The organism is Pseudomonas sp. 1121_17, assembly GCF_052850745.1.
On sequence record NZ_VXCX01000002.1, the window covers coordinates 298986 to 317223 of the forward strand.

Sequence of the window (18238 nt, forward strand, 5' to 3'; positions counted from 1 at the left end):
ACGCTGAAACGTTTAACTGTGCAGTTTATGGATGTGAACACGCTCCGTCGAGGCGGTTCATCGCTTGGCCAGGCGATGCTGAAAATGCCTGAGGAGTACAGATGTACTCCGCATTGAAAAAGCTCATCTCAACCAACTTTGCGCCTCTTCCAGAAAATGCATGACTGCCCGTGAGCGCTCGTCCACGCGGGTGATCAACGACAGCTCGCTGTGCATGTCGGCCTGCTCGAGTTCGAGCGTACGGATGCCCGGCATGCTCAGTTGGGTGAGGGTTTGCGGGAGAATGCTGATGCCGATACCTGCTGCAATCAGGCCAGGAATGCTCATCAACGAAGGCACTTGCATGACGTTGGCAGGGTGCAACTGATACTGCCGACACAGCTGCAGTATGTGTGAGGTCAGGCCGATGCCGAGCGGGTCCTCGAGGAAGATGAACTTCTCTTGGCGCAGGCTCGCCAGATCGCCGTTGAAGGTATCTGCCAGGGGATGGTTGTCAGGCATCAGCAGGACCAGCCTGGATGTACTGAAGCAGTGGGTGCGCAGGCGGGCGGGCAAATGGTCCTTGAAGATCCGGGCGAAGCCGATGTCGAGCGTGCCTTCCAGCAGTTTGTCGAACTGAGCCTGAATGCGCGCATCGAGCAGGGTCACCTTGACTTCCGGATAGCTGCTGAAATAGTGCCGAATCAACTGGGGCAGATTGGCCTCGAGCAGTGCCGAGTGGTAGCCGATGGTAATTTCACCGATCTCTCCGCGCCGAGCGCGCTTGGCGGCGGCCACGGCCAGCTCACTGGAATGCAGGGCATCCCGCGCATGCGGTAGAAACGCCGCGCCAGCGGCGGTCAGTTCGACGCCGCGATTGGCCCGGCGAAACAGCGTGACGGCCAGCTCGCTCTCCAGCGTCTTGATCAGCTGACTCAAGGCAGGTTGGGCAACCTGCAAGTGCTCGGCGGCCTTGCTGAAGTGCTGAAACTCGGCGGCGCAGACGAACGCGCGCAGATGACGTAGCTCCATGATTCGACCTGTATAAGGCTAGCTTATGAATTTATCCGGTTTTCGATAATTATCTTGCAGGTAAAAGCGCCTAGAGTCGACTCACATGCACAACCGTCCGCTACGGGCGCTCGATAACAATAATGATTGAGACACTCATGAAAACGACAGATGCCTCTGCTGCAGACAGTCAGATGTCCAGAAAGGCGGTCACCGCCGCCACCATCGGTACCGCGCTGGAGTGGTTCGACTTCACCCTTTACGGCGCGGTAGCTGCAACGGTCCTGCCCAAGCTGTTCTTCCCGGCCATGGAGCCTACCTCCGGCTTGCTCGCCTCGTTGGCGACCTTTGGCGTCGGGCTGGCGGCGCGGCCACTGGGCGCGATCACCTGCGGCTATCTGGGTGACAAACTCGGCCGGCGCAACCTGATGCTCGCGACCGTCAGCTTGATGGGCCTGGCCTCGGTGCTGATGGGGCTGCTACCGACCTACGCGCAGGTGGGGATCTGGGCGCCGATCATGTTGGTGATCCTGCGCATCATCCAGGGCTTCGCGCTGGGCGGCGAGTCGACTGGCGCGCAGCTGATGGCTCTGGAACATGCACGCTCGGATCGGCGCGGGTTCTATTCAGGGCTACTCGGCTTGTGCTCGCCACTCAGTCAGATACTTGCCAACGGCGCATTGCTTGGCCTGGCCGCGTTGCTCAGTACCGAACAGTTCGAGTCGTTCGGTTGGCGGATACCCTTCCTGATGAGTTTCGTGCTGGTGGTGGTCGCCATCTTCATCCGGCTCAAGGTCAGTGAAACACCTGCCTTCGTTGCCCTGCAAAAGACCCAAACGCCCCATGCGGGCAGCCCGCTGAAAGATGTCCTGAAGACCCACTCACGGACCATTCTGCGCTTGATGCTGTTCTTCTGCTCGCCGGCGGCGTTGTTCTACCTGATCGTCATCTTCAGCCTGAGCTACCTGGTCAAAAACCTCGGCATGAGCCAGTCCATGGGCTTCATGTCACTGATGGTGGCCAACGTCTGCGCCATCTTCGGTGCGCTGGCCGGCGGCTACCTGAGCGATCGTTGGGGGCGCAAGAAGGCCTTGGCGTTTGGCTCCTGCATGACCCTGGCGATCCTGATGGTCTACTTCCCGATGCTCAATACTCAGCAACCGGCAATGATCATGGCGGCGATGGGGCTGTTCCTCGGTTTCACCCAGTTCCAGAGTGGCATCCAGCCCGTCGCCTTTGCCGAAGCGTTCCCGACCAACGTGCGTTACAGCGGTTCGGCCCTGGCCTACACGGGTGCCAACCTGCTGATCGGCGGGCCGATGCCTATCCTCGCCGTGTGGCTGATGAGCCAGACCGGCAATTCACCCTGGCTGCTGGTGGCTATCTGCGCCGCGATCAACCTGGTCTCGCTGGCGATGATTCTGATCGGCCCGGAAACCCGCGGCATCGATCTCGACCAAGCCGACGGCGACGCCACTGTGCAGGCCAACGCGTCACCCCAGTACCTCAAATAAATGCAGAGTCCGACCATGAATCGTTCAGTCTTTATCCTCAACGGCCCCAACCTGAACATGCTGGGCCGCCGCGAACCCGAAATCTACGGCACGACGACTCTGGCCGAGGTGCAGCACGATTGCGCGCAACTGGCCAACAAACTGGACCTGTCCTGTGAGTTTCGCCAGACCAATCATGAAGGGATCATGGTTGACTGGTTGCAGGAAGCCTTCGAGCGCGAGGCGGCAGTGATCATCAACCCCGCAGGCTTTTCGTTCCATTCCATCCCGGTGCTGGATGCGATGAAGTTGATCAAGGCGCCGTTGCTGGAGGTGCATATTTCCAACATCCATGCACGCGATGAACTGCATCGCCATTCGATTACCTCGACGGTGGCCAATGGCGTGATAGCAGGCCTTGGGGTTGAAGGGTATCAACTGGCACTGCGGGCGATAGCTCGTCGGCTGGGCTGAGGTCAAGGTCGGCACTTGGCTCTTTAGGGACTGCTGCGCAGCCCTTTCGCGACACAAGGCCGCTACGGGGACCGCGTTGGACTTGCCTGACGCGGTCGCGTAGGAGCGGCCTTGTGTCGCGAAAGGGGCGCGCAGCGCCCCCAGTTTTGCCAGCCGACATCAATTCAGAAGAATTAACAATGACCAGGAGGCGCTAGCTTAAGGCCAAAGCACTTCCCACCCGCACTCACCAAGCAGGGTAGAATGCGGCTCGATATGAGCGCATTGAAGGTAGTGATCTTGCTTAGCGCAGGCCCGGTAAGTCGTCCGTTGTTCATTGCCTTCGATGGCCCCAAAGGCACGGGTAAAACCACGCTTCTGGAAACCGTGACTCAGGCGTTGCGCGTAGAGGGCAACAAAGTCATCCGCCTGTGCGAGAAAAAAAGTGATCCGTTTCGCGGCCAGACCATGGCGCTGGTCAACCAGGTGGCGCGAACGCCGTGTGCGGACCTTGAGTTGCAAATCTGCCAACGCCTGGCCGACAGCCGCGCCTGGATTTCACAGCACGTCCTGCCCAAGCAGCCCGCCGACAGCATCATCCTGATCGACCGCTGGTATCCCTCCGATGCTGCCTTTCGCCGCCTGGTGCCGTTTGCGCAGATCCTTCAGCTGAACCTTGAGCGTGAAGTGCAGGTACCCGACCTGCACGTTGGCGTCGTCACCGCCCCGCACATTTCATGGGCCAGGGCAGCGGCACGTTCGCGTGGGTTGAACAGTACCGTGATGCACACGCTGCAAGAGCACGTCGCCTCCAGCGAAGCATTTGAGCAAGCGGTTGCCGAGCACGGCTGGGTGTTGTGCCGTAACGAGGCAACCGTCGAGGAGGCGACGATGCAGGTGGTTGCCGAGATTCAGAGGGTGCTGGCCGGCGCCTCAGGCAGGAAATGACTCATCAAAGTCAGGCTCTCGATTGCATTCATGTACCCCGCGAATCGCGGATCAGCATCGCTGAAGGCTTTGGCAACTTTCTGCGCATCCTCCAGGCTGTCCCAAGTCGCCAGGTCTGCGAACACTCGATCAGTGCCGAGGGGGCTGTAGGCACGGTATTCAATCAAGCCAGGAAAACCTTTCAAAGCCCTTCACGCAATGCCGGGTATAGCGATAGATCGAACGCACCGAAACGCCAATTCTCTAGCCAGACGCCAGACTGGCGTGGCAATTTGCTGGTACCTGCGCTCAAGGAACGGGCGGTGGGTCGAGTATTGCGCAACGGCCGCCAAGTGGTCGGGCAGCAACTGCTGCTGGCAGACCTGAAGGCGCGGATGCGCGATGTGAGGGTTGCACCGGACGGTTCTATCTACGTCCTCACCGACGGGCCTGACGCCAGGCTATTGCGCATCGTCGAACCCTGAGCCGGATCAATCGGCCATGAACTCACGCGGCGGCGGCTGCAGATCGGCCAGCAGATTCTTCAGACCATCGCTCCATTGCCGGCGAATATGGCTGTAGTACGGGTCATCCTGATGGATGCGCACCGGCGCCTTAGCGGCAAAGCTGTCCTTGGCATACACCAGCAGATCCAGCGGCATGCCAACTGACAGATTGCTGCGGATGGTCGAGTCGAACGAAATCAGGCCGCAGCGCAGCGCCTCGTCCAAAGGGGTGTGGTAGGTCAGGTTGCGATCAAGAATCGGCCGGCCGTACTTGCTCTCGCCAAGCTGCAGAAACGGCGTGTCCTGGGTGGCCTGGAAGAAGTTTCCCTGGGCGTAGACGTTATAGATGCCCATCTCGGCGCCGGCGATCTGGCCGCCGACCATGATCGTGCAGCTCAGGTCGATCAGTGCGGTCAGCTTGCTGCGGTCGCGGCTCATGACTTCGCGCAGCGTATCGGCAACCAGCACCGTGGCGTCGTACAGCGAGGTGACATTCAGCAAGTGGGTGCCGCTGCCGCGGCTACGCTGATCGAGCAGGCTGACCACCGATTGCGAAGTGGCCAGGTTGCCTGCGGTCTGCAACACGATCAGGCGTTCACCTGGCGCGCTGAAGACGAACAACTTGCGAAAAGTGGAGATCTGGTCGATGCCTGCGTTGGTGCGTGAGTCGCAGATGAACACCAGTCCGTCTGCCACGTGCATGGCGACGCAATAGGTCATGCTGGTTACCTTGTGCTGTGGGAATAGAGGCCCCGTCCTGGCGATCTTGACGGGGCTTTCATGACGGGGCTTTGTCGCTACTGGCGATGCACGTGAACGCTGGCCTGCATCGATTCGGTGCCGCCACCGCGACGTACACCGCGGACCGGGCAGGCATCAAGGTAGTCGAGGCCGATTGCCAGCTTCAGGTGACGCTCGGGGCGGGTGATGCGGTTGGTCACATCGAAGCTGTACCAGGCGTCATCGATCCAGGCTTCGGCCCAGGCGTGGCTGGCCAGGTGGGTTTCGTCCTCGGTGCACAGATAGCCGGACACATAGCGCGCTGGAATGCCCAAACTGCGGGCGCAGGCGAGAAAGGCGTGGGTGTGGTCCTGGCATACGCCGGCACCGCCGTTGAAGGCTTCGATGGCAGTAGTGACTACCGAGGTTGTACCCGGGCTGTACGGCATCTGGTCGGCCAGGCCCTGCATCAGTGTGGTCAGTGCGGCGCGGTCACGGTGTTCACCGCAGTGCTGGCGGGCAAAGGCCTTGAGCGTGTCATCGGCCTGGGTCAGGTGACTGGTGCGCAAAAACGGCAGGGGCGACTGCTCGCCGGCTTCGTGCTCGCATTCGGAGTCGATTTCGACCTGGCCGCTGGCGGTCAGGGCCAGGTGGCCGTGGGGTTTGTCCAGGGTCAGCACATGCAGGATATTGCCGTAGGGGTCGATCTGGCTGTTGACCTTGCGCGGCAGCTCCAACTGCCAGTCGAGGATGCGCTGGCGCTCGCTGCTGCGCGGGGTCAGGCGCAGCAGCTGGATGCTGTTGCTGACATCGCTGGCGTAGCTGTAGGTGGTGTCGTGACGGATAGACAGTTTCATACGACCTCCAGGTAGGAATTGTGCACGCTCTGGCCCAACTGGTGGATACGGCCGATGAAATCGGTCAGCCACAGGTGCAGGCCGGCGTCGAGGATTTCGTCGATGCCGGTGTAGCGCAGGCGCGCATTGAGTTCGGCGGCCATGCGCTGGGCGGCGCGACCGGTGTTGCCCGGCAGGCCGGCGAGGATCTGGTCCAGCTCGTCGATACAGGAATGCAGCGAGCGCGGTACGTCGACCCGCAGCAACAACAGCTCCGACACCGGTCGTGCGCTGGGCGCGTTGCGATAGATCTCGTTGAACGCCTCATAAGAGGTCAGGGCGCGCAGCAGGGCGCTCCACTGGTAATAGCCGCGGGCCGAGTCGTCACTGACTTCTTCGGAGGTTTCGCCGAACATTTCATAGCGCGCATCGAGCAGGCGCAGGGTGTTGTCGGCACGCTCGAGAAAGGTCCCCAGACGGATGAAACTGTAAGCGTCGTTGCGCATGATGGTGCCGGAGGTGGCGCCACGGAACAGGTGCGAGCGCTCCTTGACCCAGTCGCAGAACTGGCTGATGCCGTAGCGGCCGAGGCCGTTGCTGGCGATGTTGCGCATTTCGATCCAGGTCGCGTTGATGTTTTCCCACATGTCAGCGGTGATGCGCCCGCGCACGGCGTGGGCATTGGTCCGCGCTGCCTGTAGGCAGCAATAGATGCTGCTCGGGTTTTCGGCATCGAGGGCGAAGAAGTGCAGCATGCGCTCGGAGTCGAGCTCGTTGTGCTTGCGCAGATAGTCGTCCAGGGTGCCCGAGGCCAGCAGCGACATGGCCAGTTCAGCATGCCCATCGGAGCGGCCGGCCTGGGGCATCAACGACAGCGAATAGCTGACCTCAAGCATGCGCGCGAGGTTTTCGGCACGTTCCAGGTAGCGCGACATCCAGTACAGATCGGAAGCGGTTCTTGAGAGCATCGGTCAGTCCTCCACCACCCAGGTGTCCTTGGTACCGCCGCCCTGCGACGAGTTGACCACCAGCGAGCCTTCCTGCAACGCCACGCGGGTCAGGCCGCCAGGCACCAGGCGGGTCTCGCTGCCGGACAAGACGAACGGGCGCAGGTCGATATGGCGCGGGGCGATGCCTTGTTCGATGAAGGTCGGGCAAGTCGACAGGCACAAGGTCGGCTGGGCGATGTAGGCATGCGGGCGGGCTTTGATGCGCGCGCGGAAGTCCTCGATCTGCGCTGCCGTTGCCGCCGGCCCAACCAACATGCCGTAACCGCCGGAGCCCTGGGTCTCTTTGACCACCAGTTCAGGCAAGTTGGCCAGCACGTGGGACAAGTCGGCAGGCTTGCGGCATTGCCAGGTGGGGACGTTCTTGAGGATGGGCTCTTCGCTGAGGTAGAAGCGGATCATGTCGCCCACATAGGGGTAGATCGACTTGTCGTCGGCCACGCCGGTGCCGACGGCATTGGCCAGCACCACATTGCCGGCGCGGTACACCGAGATCAGGCCGGGCACGCCAAGGGTCGAGTCCGGGTTGAAAGACAACGGGTCGAGGTAGTCGTCATCCAGGCGTCGGTAGATCACGTCGACCCGCTGCGGCCCGGCGGTGGTGCGCATATACAGATGCTCGTCACGCACGAACAGGTCGGCGCCTTCGACCAGTTCGATGCCCATCTCGCGGGCAAGAAACGCATGTTCGAAATAGGCACTGTTGAAGCGCCCGGGGGTGAGCACCACGGCGGTCGGGTTGTCCAGCGGGCTGGCGCTCTTGAGTGTGTCCAGCAGCATGTTCGGGTAGTGGTCGATCGGTGCGATGCGCTGCGCGGCGAACAGCTCGGGGAACAGGCGCATCATCATCTTGCGGTCTTCAAGCATGTAGCTGACGCCGCTTGGGGTGCGCAGGTTGTCTTCCAGCACGTAATAAGTGCCATCGCTGTCGCGCACCAGATCGACACCGGCGATGTGCGCGTACAGCCCACGGTGCAGGTTCAAGCCCTGCATTGCGACCTGATAGCCCTCGTTGGCCAATACCTGTTCGGGCGGAATGATGCCGGCCTTGAGAATGCGTTGGTCGTGGTAGATGTCGTGCAGGAACAGGTTCAGCGCCTGCACCCGCTGAATGCAGCCGCGCTCGACAATGCGCCACTCACTGGCGCGGATGCTGCGCGGGATAATGTCGAAGGGGATCAGGCGCTCGGTGTCCTGCGCGTCACCATAGAGAGTAAAGGTGATGCCCGCGCGGTGGAACAGCAGGTCGGCCTCGCGTCGACGTTGTTCCAGCAATTCCAGCGGTGTATTGGCCAACCAGCGCGAAAAAGCCTGGTAGTGGGAGCGGCAACTTCCGTTTGCCTCATACATTTCATCGAAAAAAGCCCGGGACATACCCACTCCTTGCTACGCATCGTCAGCAGCGTTGTCGCATACCTGATCAGCGTTGCAATGAAGGTGCCGAAACGGGCAGGGCAGTGAGTGAAGTCTCGAATTGATGCAGAAATTGCGATTGCGCGCTGTTTAGCATCAGAAAAACGACGCAGTGAAGGCTTTTACGCTCAATCCCCGTCAACGGCGGGAAGGCGTGGCGCATCAAACAGGTGCACGATGCCAGGCTTTGCCGAAGTTGCCCCAAACGGGGGCGCTCAGGCGGTGGTGCGAGCGAGCTCGACCAGTTCAACCCGGTTGCGGCCGGCGGCCTTGGCGCGGTACATGGCCTTGTCGGCGCAGACCAGCAATGCGTCCAGATCACTTTCGGCAGTTGTGGCACAGACCAGGCCGATGCTTGCCGTCACGCCGTGCTCACTGCTCACGTTGAGTTGGGCGATCAATGCCCGCAGGCGCTCGGCAATCTCGACGGCCTCGGCCTGGGGCGTGTTGGGCAGCAACAGTGCGAACTCTTCACCGCCGAGCCTGCCGGCGATGCCATCGTCGCGCAGGCAGGCACTGATGACCGTGCCGATGCGTTGCAGGACCCGATCCCCCGCCGCATGGCCGAAGGTGTCATTGATCTGTTTGAAATAGTCGATGTCCAGCATCAACACAGCGACCAGCCCGCTCTGCTGCTTACATAAGGCATGCTGGGCCGAGGCATGATCGAAGAACGCCCGGCGATTATTCAAACCGGTCAGGCCGTCTGTGCAGGAGGCAATGATAGCCAGCCGGTGAGCATGTTCCATCTCATGCTTCAGGCGCCAAGCAGTCTCCAGTGCTGAAGACAGACTGCGGGTGGCACTGACGACAAACGAGGCAAACACCAGCACCGCCAGGGCTATGCCTTGTTGCAAGGCAGAAGGCTGCAGTAACAACCAGATCGTGCAAGGCAGCAGCACCAGAGCAATGGACACCAGGGTCATATTGCGAAAGGACGAGTAACACGACACCGCGCTGACCGACATGCCTACTGCAAACAGAATGATCAGCGTCTGCCCGACCAGATCACCGACCGGCATCACCGCAAGCGCGCCAAGGCCCCAGATGCCTGCCGACAATGCCAAGGTCAGCCAGTAGCGGCGCTCCCACTGTTGCGGCGAGCGCTGGTTGGGCGCGGCGCGGCGGTAGGTGATGAACATCACGGTACGCAGCAGCGTGGTCGCGGTCAGCACGCTCATCCAGGTGATCACCGCTTCGTGATCAAAGCGCTCCCAGCCCATCCAGCACAGCATCGCTGCAGCCAGGTAGCTGCCCAGCACCGCCGGCGCCGATTGCACGAACAGCTGCTTGAGCCGATCGGTCCTGACGTGCTGGGTGATCTCGGGGCGAAGGTCGGGGGCGTTCATGGCGTGAGGCCGCAGCTCTGGATACGGGTGCGGCATTGTGTCATTGCGCCAGCGCCGCGCAAAGCGCTCCAGGCGAACGTTCATTGCTGCCATGCGTCATACCCTAAAGCCTGCGTACATTCACTTTTGCCTTGTGGGGAGCTTATGACAGATCAGGACGAGTACATTAAATGGCTCGAAGCGCGTTCCATGCTCAAGATTTCCCAGGACCGGGCCAAGCTCTACGGCGGCCAGTCGCGGCTGTGGATGAACGCCTATGCCGAGTCGCAGCCGCGCCGGGCGATTGAAATATCCTCGGTGTGGTTGACGGTGTACCCCGATGCGATTGTCTCGCCTGAAGGGTCTTCGGTACTTCAGGCGCTGGGCCATGAAGCGCTCTGGAAGCAGTTGTCCGAGATTGGCATCCAAGGCATTCACACCGGTCCGATCAAGCAGGCCGGCGGGATCAGCGGTGATCAGTTCACACCAAGCGTGGACGGTAATTTCGACCGCATCAGTTTTGACGTCGACCCGCTGTTCGGTACCGAAGAAGAATTGGTGCGCATGAGCAGGATCGCCGCCGCGCACAACGCGGTGACCATCGATGACCTGATCCCCGCACACACCGGCAAGGGCGCGGACTTCAGGCTGGCCGAGCGGGCCTATGGCTTGTATCCGGGCTTGTATCACATGGTCGAGATTCGTCAGGAAGACTGGCACCTGCTGCCTGACGTGCCCGCGGGCCGCGACGCCGTCAACCTGTCACCAGCGGTGTGCGACGAGTTGAAGGCGCGGCATTACATTGTCGGCCAGTTGCAACGGGTGATCTTCTTCGAGCCGGGGGTCAAGGACACCGATTGGAGCGCAACACCAGCGATCACCGGCGTCGACGGCATCGAACGGCGCTGGGTCTATCTGCATTATTTCAAGGAAGGGCAGCCGTCGCTGAACTGGCTCGATCCATCGTTTACCGCCCAGCAGATGATCCTCGGTGACGCGCTGTATGCCCTCGACTGCCATGGCGCACGCGGTATCCGCCTGGATGCCAACGGCTTCCTCGGCGTCGAAGCCCGCGCCGAAGGCCCGGCCTGGTCCGAGAGCCATCCGTTATCGATCACCGGCAACCAGATCCTCGGTGGGATGATCCGCAAGGCCGGCGGCTTCAGCTTCCAGGAACTGAACCTGACCCTGGATGACATCGCCCAAATGTCCAAGGGCGGCGCCGATCTATCCTACGACTTCGTTACTCGGCCAGCCTACCAGCACGCACTGCTGACTGGCGATACCGAGTTCCTGCGCCTGATGCTGCAGCAGATGCACGCGTTCAAGATCGACCCTGCCTCGCTGATCCATGCCCTGCAGAACCATGACGAGTTGACCACCGAGCTGGTGCATTTCTGGACCCTGCATGCCCATGACATGTTCATGTACAAGGGCCAGACCATCCCCGGCAGCATCCTGCGCGAGCATATTCGTGAAGAGATGCATGAGCGCCTGTCTGGCGAGCATGCGCCGTACAACCTGCGCTTCGTCACCAACGGCATCTCCTGCACCACCGCGAGTCTGATCACTGCCACGCTGGGGATTCGTGACCTGGAGCTGATCACTGAGGACGATATTGCCCAGATCCAGAAGATCCACCTGTTGCTGGTGATGTACAACGCCATGCAGCCTGGGGTGTTTGCGCTGTCGGGCTGGGACATGGTCGGCGCACTGCCACTGCCGGCCGAGGCTGTCGCCGAGCGCATGCTCGATGGTGACACGCGCTGGATTCACCGCGGTGGCTATGACCTGGCGGGGCTGGCACCTGAGGAGCAAGCATCCGTGCGGGGTATCCCAAAGGCCCGCGACCTGTATGGCAGCCTGGACAGCCAGCTGCAACGCAGCGATTCGTTTGCCAGCATGGTGAAAAAGATCCTCGCGGTGCGTCAGGCCTATGGCATCGCCAGCAGCAAGCAGATTCTGGTGCCGGAAGTCGACAGTCCTGGCTTGCTGGTCATGGTGCATGAACTGCCTGCCGGCAAGGGTATCCAGATCAGCGCGCTCAACTTCAGTGCTGAAGTCATCAGCGAGGAACTGACATTGGCCGGCTTCACTCCGGGGACCGTGGTCGACATGATCAATGAAACGGTCGAAGGCGACCTCAGCGAGGACGGGCGCTTGATGATCAACCTGGAACCTTACGAAGCGCTGTCGCTGCGGATCGTCAACAGCAGCGGGCATTTCTGAAGCCCGGCCTCGTTCTGTGATACCAGGCCAGCGACCGCGCTGGTCTGGTTTTCCTGAGCGTGGCTAGAAGCCAATCGAACCAAAAAGCTGTCTCTCTGATCAGGATAAGGGTCTAGTCCAGCACATGAGAATCTGACCATGCATACCTTTACCTTGGAATACCTCTTCAACGGCGAGCTCCGCACTCACCAGCTCGAGCTCAAGCAAGATCACCTTGCAACCCATGAGGCCGCGCTACACCTGATCATGTTGCACCATGGTGATGGGGAAAACAGCCTGGTCATGCCTGCCGCCGATGCGACCCCTGCAGAAGTTCTGGAACAAGCGGCGTTGCTTGGCATAACTGAAGTCAGCGTAGTGTTTTAAAGTCCATCAACTGGTAAAAGGACCTTCCGCTGGGCGCCATACAGTACCGGCGTTTGAAATAGCTGAAGGGACTCGTCATGCAGAAAACAATCAGGCTGGCCAACAGCGCTGATATCGATGCGATTTTCCACATCCGTACAAGCGTTCGAGAAAATCACCTGTCGCGTGAGCAACTGACGCAGATGGGCATCATCCCGGAAGCCATTCAGCAAGCACTCGCTGATGCCCCGTGCATCTGGATTGCTGAAGTCGAGGGTGTCCCGGCAGGCTTTTCAATGGCTGATAGCGGTGATGCTTGTGTGTTCGCAGCATTCGTACTGCCCCAGTTCGAGGAGCAGGGCCTGGGTCGCTCCCTTATGGAATGCGCAGAGTGCTTCCTTTTTCAGCAGCATGAGACGATATGGCTGGAAACTGCGGAGGCCAGTCGCGCCAGCGGTTTTTATCGCAAGCTCGGCTGGCGCTGCGTGGAGCAGTTGCCTGGAGGCGATATTCGCATGGAGAAGCGCCGGCAGCAGGCTGATACATAGTTTGCCGGCACCCCTGACTTGATTCCTACGGCTCGACGATGTTGTCCAGCAGTGTCGTTCCGTAGGAGTTGTCGACGGCGCATAGCCATTGGTCCGCGATAAATCGAAATACGTAAGTTGCTCTGCGCGAAATCTCGGTTTTGCCACCTGCCTTGTCAGTGGCTTGCAACAACGTTTCCATGACGACGAGGGCGACATCAGCGCCTTGAATGACTTGCATCTCGCCCTGCGTGACAACAATGCTGTGATTGAAGTGCTCCGCAATAGCGACAAATGCGCGGCGGATGCTGTCTTTGCCGGTGACCGTCAAACCCGGTTTGACCACCAGCGTTGCGTCGTCGGCATAAAACTTCATTAACTCGTCGAAATCTTCGGCGGTGATCGCGTGATCAGCGGCCTCAATTGTCGCTTTGAGCGTTCGGGTAAGTGCATCCATTGCTGTGCTCCTGCGTGAAAATGCTGTAGACCGCCAACCCGGCGCCTGTGATCACGGCGATAAGCCCTGACATCTCTATGGACGTTGGCAGCCTGGCGTTAAAGAGTAAGCCGAGCAGGGCGGCAAACAAAGACTCCGGTGAGATCAGTTGACCTGAGAGCACCATCGGTAGCCGCCGTGTCGCGGCGTTCCAGGCCCAGGCGCCAATCACCGAAGACACAGCAGAGGAGCGGTAATACCCGCGGGGTGGCCCCGATTAGTGTCAATGGGTGCGACTCCCTGGCCTGTCCAATCATCCAGCATGGATGCAAAGCCAGTACCCCACCTGGCGTGTACATAGTAGCGTTGCACATTCGACGAACTGCCACGGTCCGTTGTCTGTCTGCCCACGGATCGGGCCACTCACGAACTAGGATGTCAGCATGGAACGTGTTCAAGCGGTAAGCCAAGCGGCGATTGATGAGGCGCTGATCGTCTTTGCTCGTTATAAGATTGGAGCGATCAGGATTTTCGACCTGGAGCGCGCCATGAGTTACGAAGTTGGCGAAGCGTTGGCCAAAAGTGATCTGGTGAGGTTTTCGATTGCCAAGATGGCTTCCGGTCGTTATCGCATCAGTGATGAAGGGGAGAACGCCATTACCGAAGCCGGTCGCGCTCGCCTAGAGCGGCTGCGGGGGTAAGGAGACAAGGCTTCCTGTGAGCAGCCGATGAGCATACGCAGCCTCGTAAAAAACTTGCCGGCGGACCCTGCCAGACCAGGCTGGGTGCTGGGCTGGGGCGTGCTGCGCGACCGCCATCCGTGGCATCTGGTCGATGTATATGCTGACCTGACTACCGCCAGGATAGAGGCCGAACGCCGCGGCGACAGTTACGTCGTGGAGTTCGGCTCACACCGCATCGGCTCAAGCGAATTCATCTGCGGCGTCAGCTTGCCCGAGGGCTGACGGGCAACCAGGCCGCGGGGGATGTTAAAACCGATAGCCAGCACGCAGCGACAGCGCATCCGAGCGCGACTGCTGCCCCAGTGCCCGCGTGCCTTGGTAGCCAATCCCTGTGCTCAGCCCCGATCCCCACAGCAGATCGAGCCCGAGCGATGCAGCCAGCGTGTCGTCACCGAAGCCTTCGGTAGTGATCGTGTAGGTTGAATTGCCAACATCGGCATAGCCAAGGCGGGCGCTGGATTCGGAATTGAAGGTGTGGCTGAACTCCAGGCGCGAGCGCAGCGTCAGGTAGGCCCAGCTCAATGGAATCCCGTACTGCCCACGCAGACCGGCCACGCCCGACACCAGTGAAAAGCGCTGCTGGGCGTAATCGAGGTTGTTGGCATCCGCATTCGACTCCTGATAGCCGTGCAGCCAGGTCGTAGAGGTATCCAGGCGGCCATAGGGCGATACCAGCCAGTTCTGGCTTTTCAGCTCGTAGCCAGAGCTTAGCGAGGCGAACAGCTGATCGCCATCGCGGCTGCCTTTGGCGTAGCCGCCGGAGTCAGTCACGAAGCGCTCACTGTCGAATTGCAGGCGGCTGTAGCCGAGCAGTGCATCGACAAATACCGCGCTCGGGTGATAACTGGCATAGGCAGCCACGCTGTAGGACTTGCCGCGGTTAGTGCTGCCGGCAGAGCCGATATCACTCTTGTCGCTGCCATAGCCAACCCCCACTCCGGCTGTCAGCGCACGGCTCAAGCGAAAGTCGATCCCGCTGCTGACGCCAATCAGGGTGCTGCTGACCTTGCTGCCGCCGCGCTCGGTATTGCCGAAATCAACATAGCCCCCTGTCCATACCGATACATTGCCGCTGGCAGGCGCAGTGAGGTCCTGGTCGGTTGGATCTGCATGCATCAGTTGCGGCTGGTCGTCGGCCAGCATCTGTGTGGCTGCGAGCAGATCGAGATCGGTCTGCTCGCTGTCGGCCGCCTGGCCTGGCTTGTTCCGTGCGTGTGCCTGCGTGGGGTTGAAGCGCAGATTGAAGGCGTTGCGGTGCCCGTCCGGGCTATGCAGTTGCTCAAGACGGTCAGTGAAGTTGGTGACCTGCGCCCGGGCGAACTGCTGAGCACTTTGGGTCTGCGCATTGAGCACGCCGATGACTTCGGCGTCCTTGCCTGGGTCGGGCCGTGCATTGATCTGCAGGGTCAGTGTTGCAACCTGCGAGACACCCCAGGCGTTTGCCAGGGTGAAGCGCAAGGTGACGGTGCCACTGGCCCTGGCCGCTGCCGTGAATTCAAGGGCGGTCTGGTTCAGGCGTACGCTGCCCAACGCCTGTGACGGTGTGTCGAGCAGGGTTGCAGAGGTGAACGGGCCACCGGTCGCGCCCGCAGTCAGGTTCAGGGCGACACTCTGGCCGGCCGCAACCGACGCACTGACATCGGCTGCCTCGGGGGTGACGCCGTTGCTGAGCAGCGAGTAATTGGCCGTCATCTGGGTGCCGTTGGCATCGGTCACGCTGATCGAAAATGAGCCACTGCCGGTAGCAGTCGGCGTGCCGAACAGGCTGCCGGATACCGGGTCCAGCGTCAGCCCGGCCGGCAGCCCGGCCGCACTGAAGCGATAGGGGCTGACGCCGCCGCTGGCACTCACATTCTGCCGGTAGATGCTGCCCACGGTGGCAGCGGGCAACGCGCCGGCTGCCGGAGCCAGCACCAGGGTAGCAGGGCTGACCGTGATGGAAACGCTGGCAGCAGCCGAAGTGCCACTGGCATTGCTGGCACTGTAGCTGAAGCTGTCACTGCCCGAGAATCCTGCTTGGGGCGTGTAGCGAATGCTGGTGCCACTGGCGACCGCCGTGCCATGCAACGGCAACGATGTGACGGTCACGGTGGTAGCAGCGCCACCCGAGAGTCCCAAGGCAATGAGGTTGTTCGACGAGTTGGCGGCGACCACTGCGGATACCGCCGCGACTGTGGGCAAGGCGGTGCCAATGGCCAGCGTGTAGTTGGTACTGCCGGCATTGCCAACATTATCCGTGGCCGTGACTGCAACGCTATAGGCGCCGGCCAGGGTAGGTGTGCCGCTGATCACTCCGCTGCTGGTGTCGAGGGTCAAGCCGCTCGGCAAGCCGGTCGCGGCATAGTGATAAGGCGCAGTGCCGCCGGATGCCAGCAGCGAGGTGCTGTAACTGGACGCGACCGTGCCGCCGGGGAGCGGGCCGCTGGCCGGGCTGAGTGCAAGCGCCACCGCCGTGACGGTAATGGTTACAGTCGCCGGCGCAGAGGTGCCGGCCGCGTTGGTAACGGTATAACTGAAGCTGTCGACCCCGGCGAAGCCCGCTGCAGGCGTGTAGCGCAGGGCGAGGCCAGACGCCGTGGCGGTACCATGCATCGGCTGGCTGGCGATCGCCGCGCTGTCGGCAGGGCCGCCGGACAGGCTGAGGGTGAGCGCGTTGCCTGTGCTGTTGGCGGCAACGCTTGCCGATACGGCGCTCGCCACCGGCGCCTGCGCCACGATCGAGAGGGTGTAGTTGGTGGTGACGGTCGCGCCGTAGGCGTCGGTGACGATGACCGATGGCGTGTAGCTGCCGGCAATGGAGGGCGTTCCGCTGAGCACGCCGGAAGTGGAATTCAGCGACAGCCCAGCTGGTAGTCCGCTGGCTGCGTAGCCATAGGACGCCGTGCCCCCAGCACTGGTGATGGTCTGGCTGTAACTGCTGCCGACCTGGCCTGCGGGCAAAGCACCGGCAGACGGAGTGATGATCAGTGTTGGCTGCGAGACGCTGACAGTGACTGTTGCCGGCGCAGAAGTGCCTGAGCTGTTGCTCGCGGTATAGGTGAAGGTGTCGCTGCCTGAATAGCCCGAGATAGGCGTGTAACTGATGCTGGTTCCGCTCGCGGTGGCGGTGCCATGGCTGGCTGGGGTGGCGACGGCGACCGAACTGGCTGTGCCGGTGATGGCCAGGCTGATCGGGTTGTTTGCGCTGTTGGCACTCACGTTGGCCGTAACCGCACTGGCCAGTGGCGCGGCTTGGGCCCTGTCGACGGTGATGGTGTAAGACTTGCTAGTGACTCCATCCGCAGCCGTGATCAGCAGCGTGAAGACGTTCGAACCCACTGCGAGGCCGATGGGCGGGGAAGCGCTGCCTGAGTTTACCGGTGTGCCATTCACTGTGACCGTGCTGTTGTTGTCTGTGGTGGTCGGTGTGAGGGAGAGGGTGGTTGTAGCGTTGCCGACCGAAGCGGTGTAGCTGGTGGTGGCCGTGCTGAAAGCTGGCGTCAGGCTGCCTGTCGAGAGCGTCAGGCTGGATAGGGTGGCATCCGTGGATACTGCGCTGAGGCTGGTGCAGCTGAACACCAGATTGCTGATCTGGCCATTGGAGGTTGTAGCCCGAATGGCTACACCATTGGCCTCCAGACTGCCTGCGGGGACGGTCATACTGACCGTGTGCGGCGTATTGGTGGTGCTGTTCGCTGCGTTGTAGGTCTGAAAACCGGCAAGGTTGTAGCGCGCGAGGCTAATGCTGTCAGCAGCGGTTGGATTGCCCTGGGACGCCGTCCCGCTATCACTGAACGTCAGCGTCAGCGCGTCCCCCGGGAGAAAGTCCGAGGCGGGGTATCTGCTTGCACCGAATGACAGCGCAGTCGAACCGGACAAGTTGTTTATCGCCGTGCAGCCGTTTGACAGCGCAAATGCCGGAGCGACGTTGAATACGGTCAATGCGGCCACGGCCACCCCAGCGCGTAGCCACTGGCCAAACGATATACGGCGCATTTATCACCCGGATTTTAAGCTTTGATCAAGCAGTTATTGGTAGCTGGCGAAACGGATAACGCCCGTGTCTTGCCATGAATACTCACTACAGCCTCAGAGCTGATAGATAGAGCAGGGCGCTGATAGGGGCCAGGATGGCGTTTGGTCAGTCGCTCTGAGGGATATCGGCACGTGCGTGCCGAACTTGACGCCTTCCCGTTGAGGAACGCGATGACCCGGATACCTTGCGGCTTCATTTTCACCGTTAAAGCGAAAGTATTGCCGGAATGCGGGGTTTTTTCTGCGGGGTTTGCCAGGTGAAGATCATCGC

The 18238-nt window shown here is 61.0% G+C and carries 17 protein-coding genes and 1 pseudogene; 9 read left to right on the forward strand and 9 right to left on the reverse strand.

The window, feature by feature from the left end; all coding sequences use genetic code 11:
* Positions 1–123: 123 nt before the first annotated feature.
* Positions 124–1011 carry a LysR family transcriptional regulator gene (locus FW789_RS06245; RefSeq protein WP_186698183.1) on the reverse strand — a complete coding sequence of 296 codons (888 nt, stop codon included), beginning with the start codon at positions 1009–1011 and terminating at the stop codon, positions 124–126.
* A gap of 137 nt (positions 1012–1148) precedes the next feature.
* On the opposite strand from FW789_RS06245, the gene FW789_RS06250 reads away from it, so the two are divergent.
* The 4 genes from FW789_RS06250 (at position 1149) to FW789_RS06265 (ending at position 4348) form a co-directional block, all read left to right on the forward strand.
* Complete coding sequence (locus tag FW789_RS06250) at positions 1149–2504, forward strand: MFS transporter (RefSeq protein ID WP_103437277.1); 1356 nt, start codon at positions 1149–1151, stop codon at positions 2502–2504.
* 15 nt (positions 2505–2519) lie between these two features.
* On the forward strand, positions 2520–2957 hold the full coding sequence (gene aroQ / locus FW789_RS06255; RefSeq protein ID WP_186698178.1) for a type II 3-dehydroquinate dehydratase: 438 nt from the start codon (positions 2520–2522) through the stop codon (positions 2955–2957).
* A 255-nt stretch (positions 2958–3212) separates the two neighbouring features.
* Complete coding sequence (locus tag FW789_RS06260) at positions 3213–3884, forward strand: dTMP kinase (protein WP_446431152.1); 672 nt, start codon at positions 3213–3215, stop codon at positions 3882–3884.
* Complete coding sequence (locus tag FW789_RS06265) at positions 3881–4348, forward strand: PQQ-dependent sugar dehydrogenase (RefSeq protein ID WP_446431153.1); 468 nt, start codon at positions 3881–3883, stop codon at positions 4346–4348. The genes FW789_RS06260 and FW789_RS06265 overlap by 4 nt, the downstream gene beginning before the upstream one ends.
* A 6-nt stretch (positions 4349–4354) precedes the next feature.
* Here the strand turns inward: FW789_RS06265 and FW789_RS06270 are convergent, their stop codons facing one another.
* The 5 genes from FW789_RS06270 to FW789_RS06290 all read right to left on the reverse strand — a co-directional run bounded on the left by FW789_RS06270 (position 4355) and on the right by FW789_RS06290 (position 9607).
* The gene (locus FW789_RS06270; RefSeq protein ID WP_446431154.1) at positions 4355–5089 is read right to left on the reverse strand and encodes a peptidase; all 735 of its coding nucleotides are present in this window, start codon (positions 5087–5089) and stop codon (positions 4355–4357) included.
* A 77-nt stretch (positions 5090–5166) separates the two neighbouring features.
* Positions 5167–5946 carry a transglutaminase family protein gene (locus tag FW789_RS06275; RefSeq protein WP_446431155.1) on the reverse strand — a complete coding sequence of 260 codons (780 nt, stop codon included), beginning with the start codon at positions 5944–5946 and terminating at the stop codon, positions 5167–5169.
* Positions 5943–6893 carry an alpha-E domain-containing protein gene (locus FW789_RS06280; protein ID WP_207074068.1) on the reverse strand — a complete coding sequence of 317 codons (951 nt, stop codon included), beginning with the start codon at positions 6891–6893 and terminating at the stop codon, positions 5943–5945. The genes FW789_RS06275 and FW789_RS06280 overlap by 4 nt, the downstream gene beginning before the upstream one ends.
* Before the next feature lie 3 nt (positions 6894–6896).
* Positions 6897–8306 (reverse strand): circularly permuted type 2 ATP-grasp protein, encoded by a 1410-nt coding sequence (locus FW789_RS06285; RefSeq protein ID WP_103437281.1) that lies wholly within the window; start codon positions 8304–8306, stop codon positions 6897–6899.
* A gap of 254 nt (positions 8307–8560) precedes the next feature.
* Positions 8561–9607 (reverse strand): diguanylate cyclase, encoded by a 1047-nt coding sequence (locus tag FW789_RS06290; protein WP_446431239.1) that lies wholly within the window; start codon positions 9605–9607, stop codon positions 8561–8563.
* 231 nt (positions 9608–9838) lie between these two features.
* On the opposite strand from FW789_RS06290, the gene treS reads away from it, so the two are divergent.
* The 3 genes from treS to FW789_RS06305 all read left to right on the forward strand — a co-directional run bounded on the left by treS (position 9839) and on the right by FW789_RS06305 (position 12795).
* Entirely contained in the window at positions 9839–11902 is a 2064-nt protein-coding gene (gene treS / locus FW789_RS06295; protein WP_446431156.1) for a maltose alpha-D-glucosyltransferase, read from the forward strand.
* Between the two features lie 138 nt (positions 11903–12040).
* The gene (locus tag FW789_RS06300) at positions 12041–12268 is read left to right on the forward strand and encodes a hypothetical protein (protein WP_446431157.1); all 228 of its coding nucleotides are present in this window, start codon (positions 12041–12043) and stop codon (positions 12266–12268) included.
* Positions 12269–12345: 77 nt separating this feature from the next.
* Positions 12346–12795, forward strand: a complete 450-nt coding sequence (locus tag FW789_RS06305) for a GNAT family N-acetyltransferase (protein WP_207074065.1) — start codon at positions 12346–12348, stop codon at positions 12793–12795.
* A 25-nt stretch (positions 12796–12820) separates the two neighbouring features.
* Here the strand turns inward: FW789_RS06305 and FW789_RS06310 are convergent, their stop codons facing one another.
* Entirely contained in the window at positions 12821–13231 is a 411-nt protein-coding gene (locus tag FW789_RS06310) for a YybH family protein (protein WP_103437285.1), read from the reverse strand.
* A pseudogene (locus FW789_RS06315) lies at positions 13194–13451 on the reverse strand (DMT family transporter); the annotation flags it as partial. The gene FW789_RS06310 and the pseudogene FW789_RS06315, both read right to left, overlap by 38 nt.
* A 202-nt stretch (positions 13452–13653) precedes the next feature.
* Between FW789_RS06315 and FW789_RS06320 the strand changes: the two are divergent.
* Both FW789_RS06320 and FW789_RS06325 read left to right on the forward strand, forming a co-directional pair.
* Positions 13654–13911 (forward strand): hypothetical protein, encoded by a 258-nt coding sequence (locus FW789_RS06320; protein WP_103437286.1) that lies wholly within the window; start codon positions 13654–13656, stop codon positions 13909–13911.
* A gap of 27 nt (positions 13912–13938) precedes the next feature.
* Positions 13939–14175 carry a hypothetical protein gene (locus tag FW789_RS06325; RefSeq protein WP_103437287.1) on the forward strand — a complete coding sequence of 79 codons (237 nt, stop codon included), beginning with the start codon at positions 13939–13941 and terminating at the stop codon, positions 14173–14175.
* Between the two features lie 24 nt (positions 14176–14199).
* Here FW789_RS06325 and FW789_RS06330 read toward each other — a convergent pair whose 3' ends face one another.
* Positions 14200–17928: an autotransporter domain-containing protein gene (locus FW789_RS06330; protein ID WP_446431158.1), complete on the reverse strand. Its 3729-nt coding sequence runs from the start codon at positions 17926–17928 to the stop codon at positions 14200–14202.
* Positions 17929–18238 lie beyond the last annotated feature (310 nt).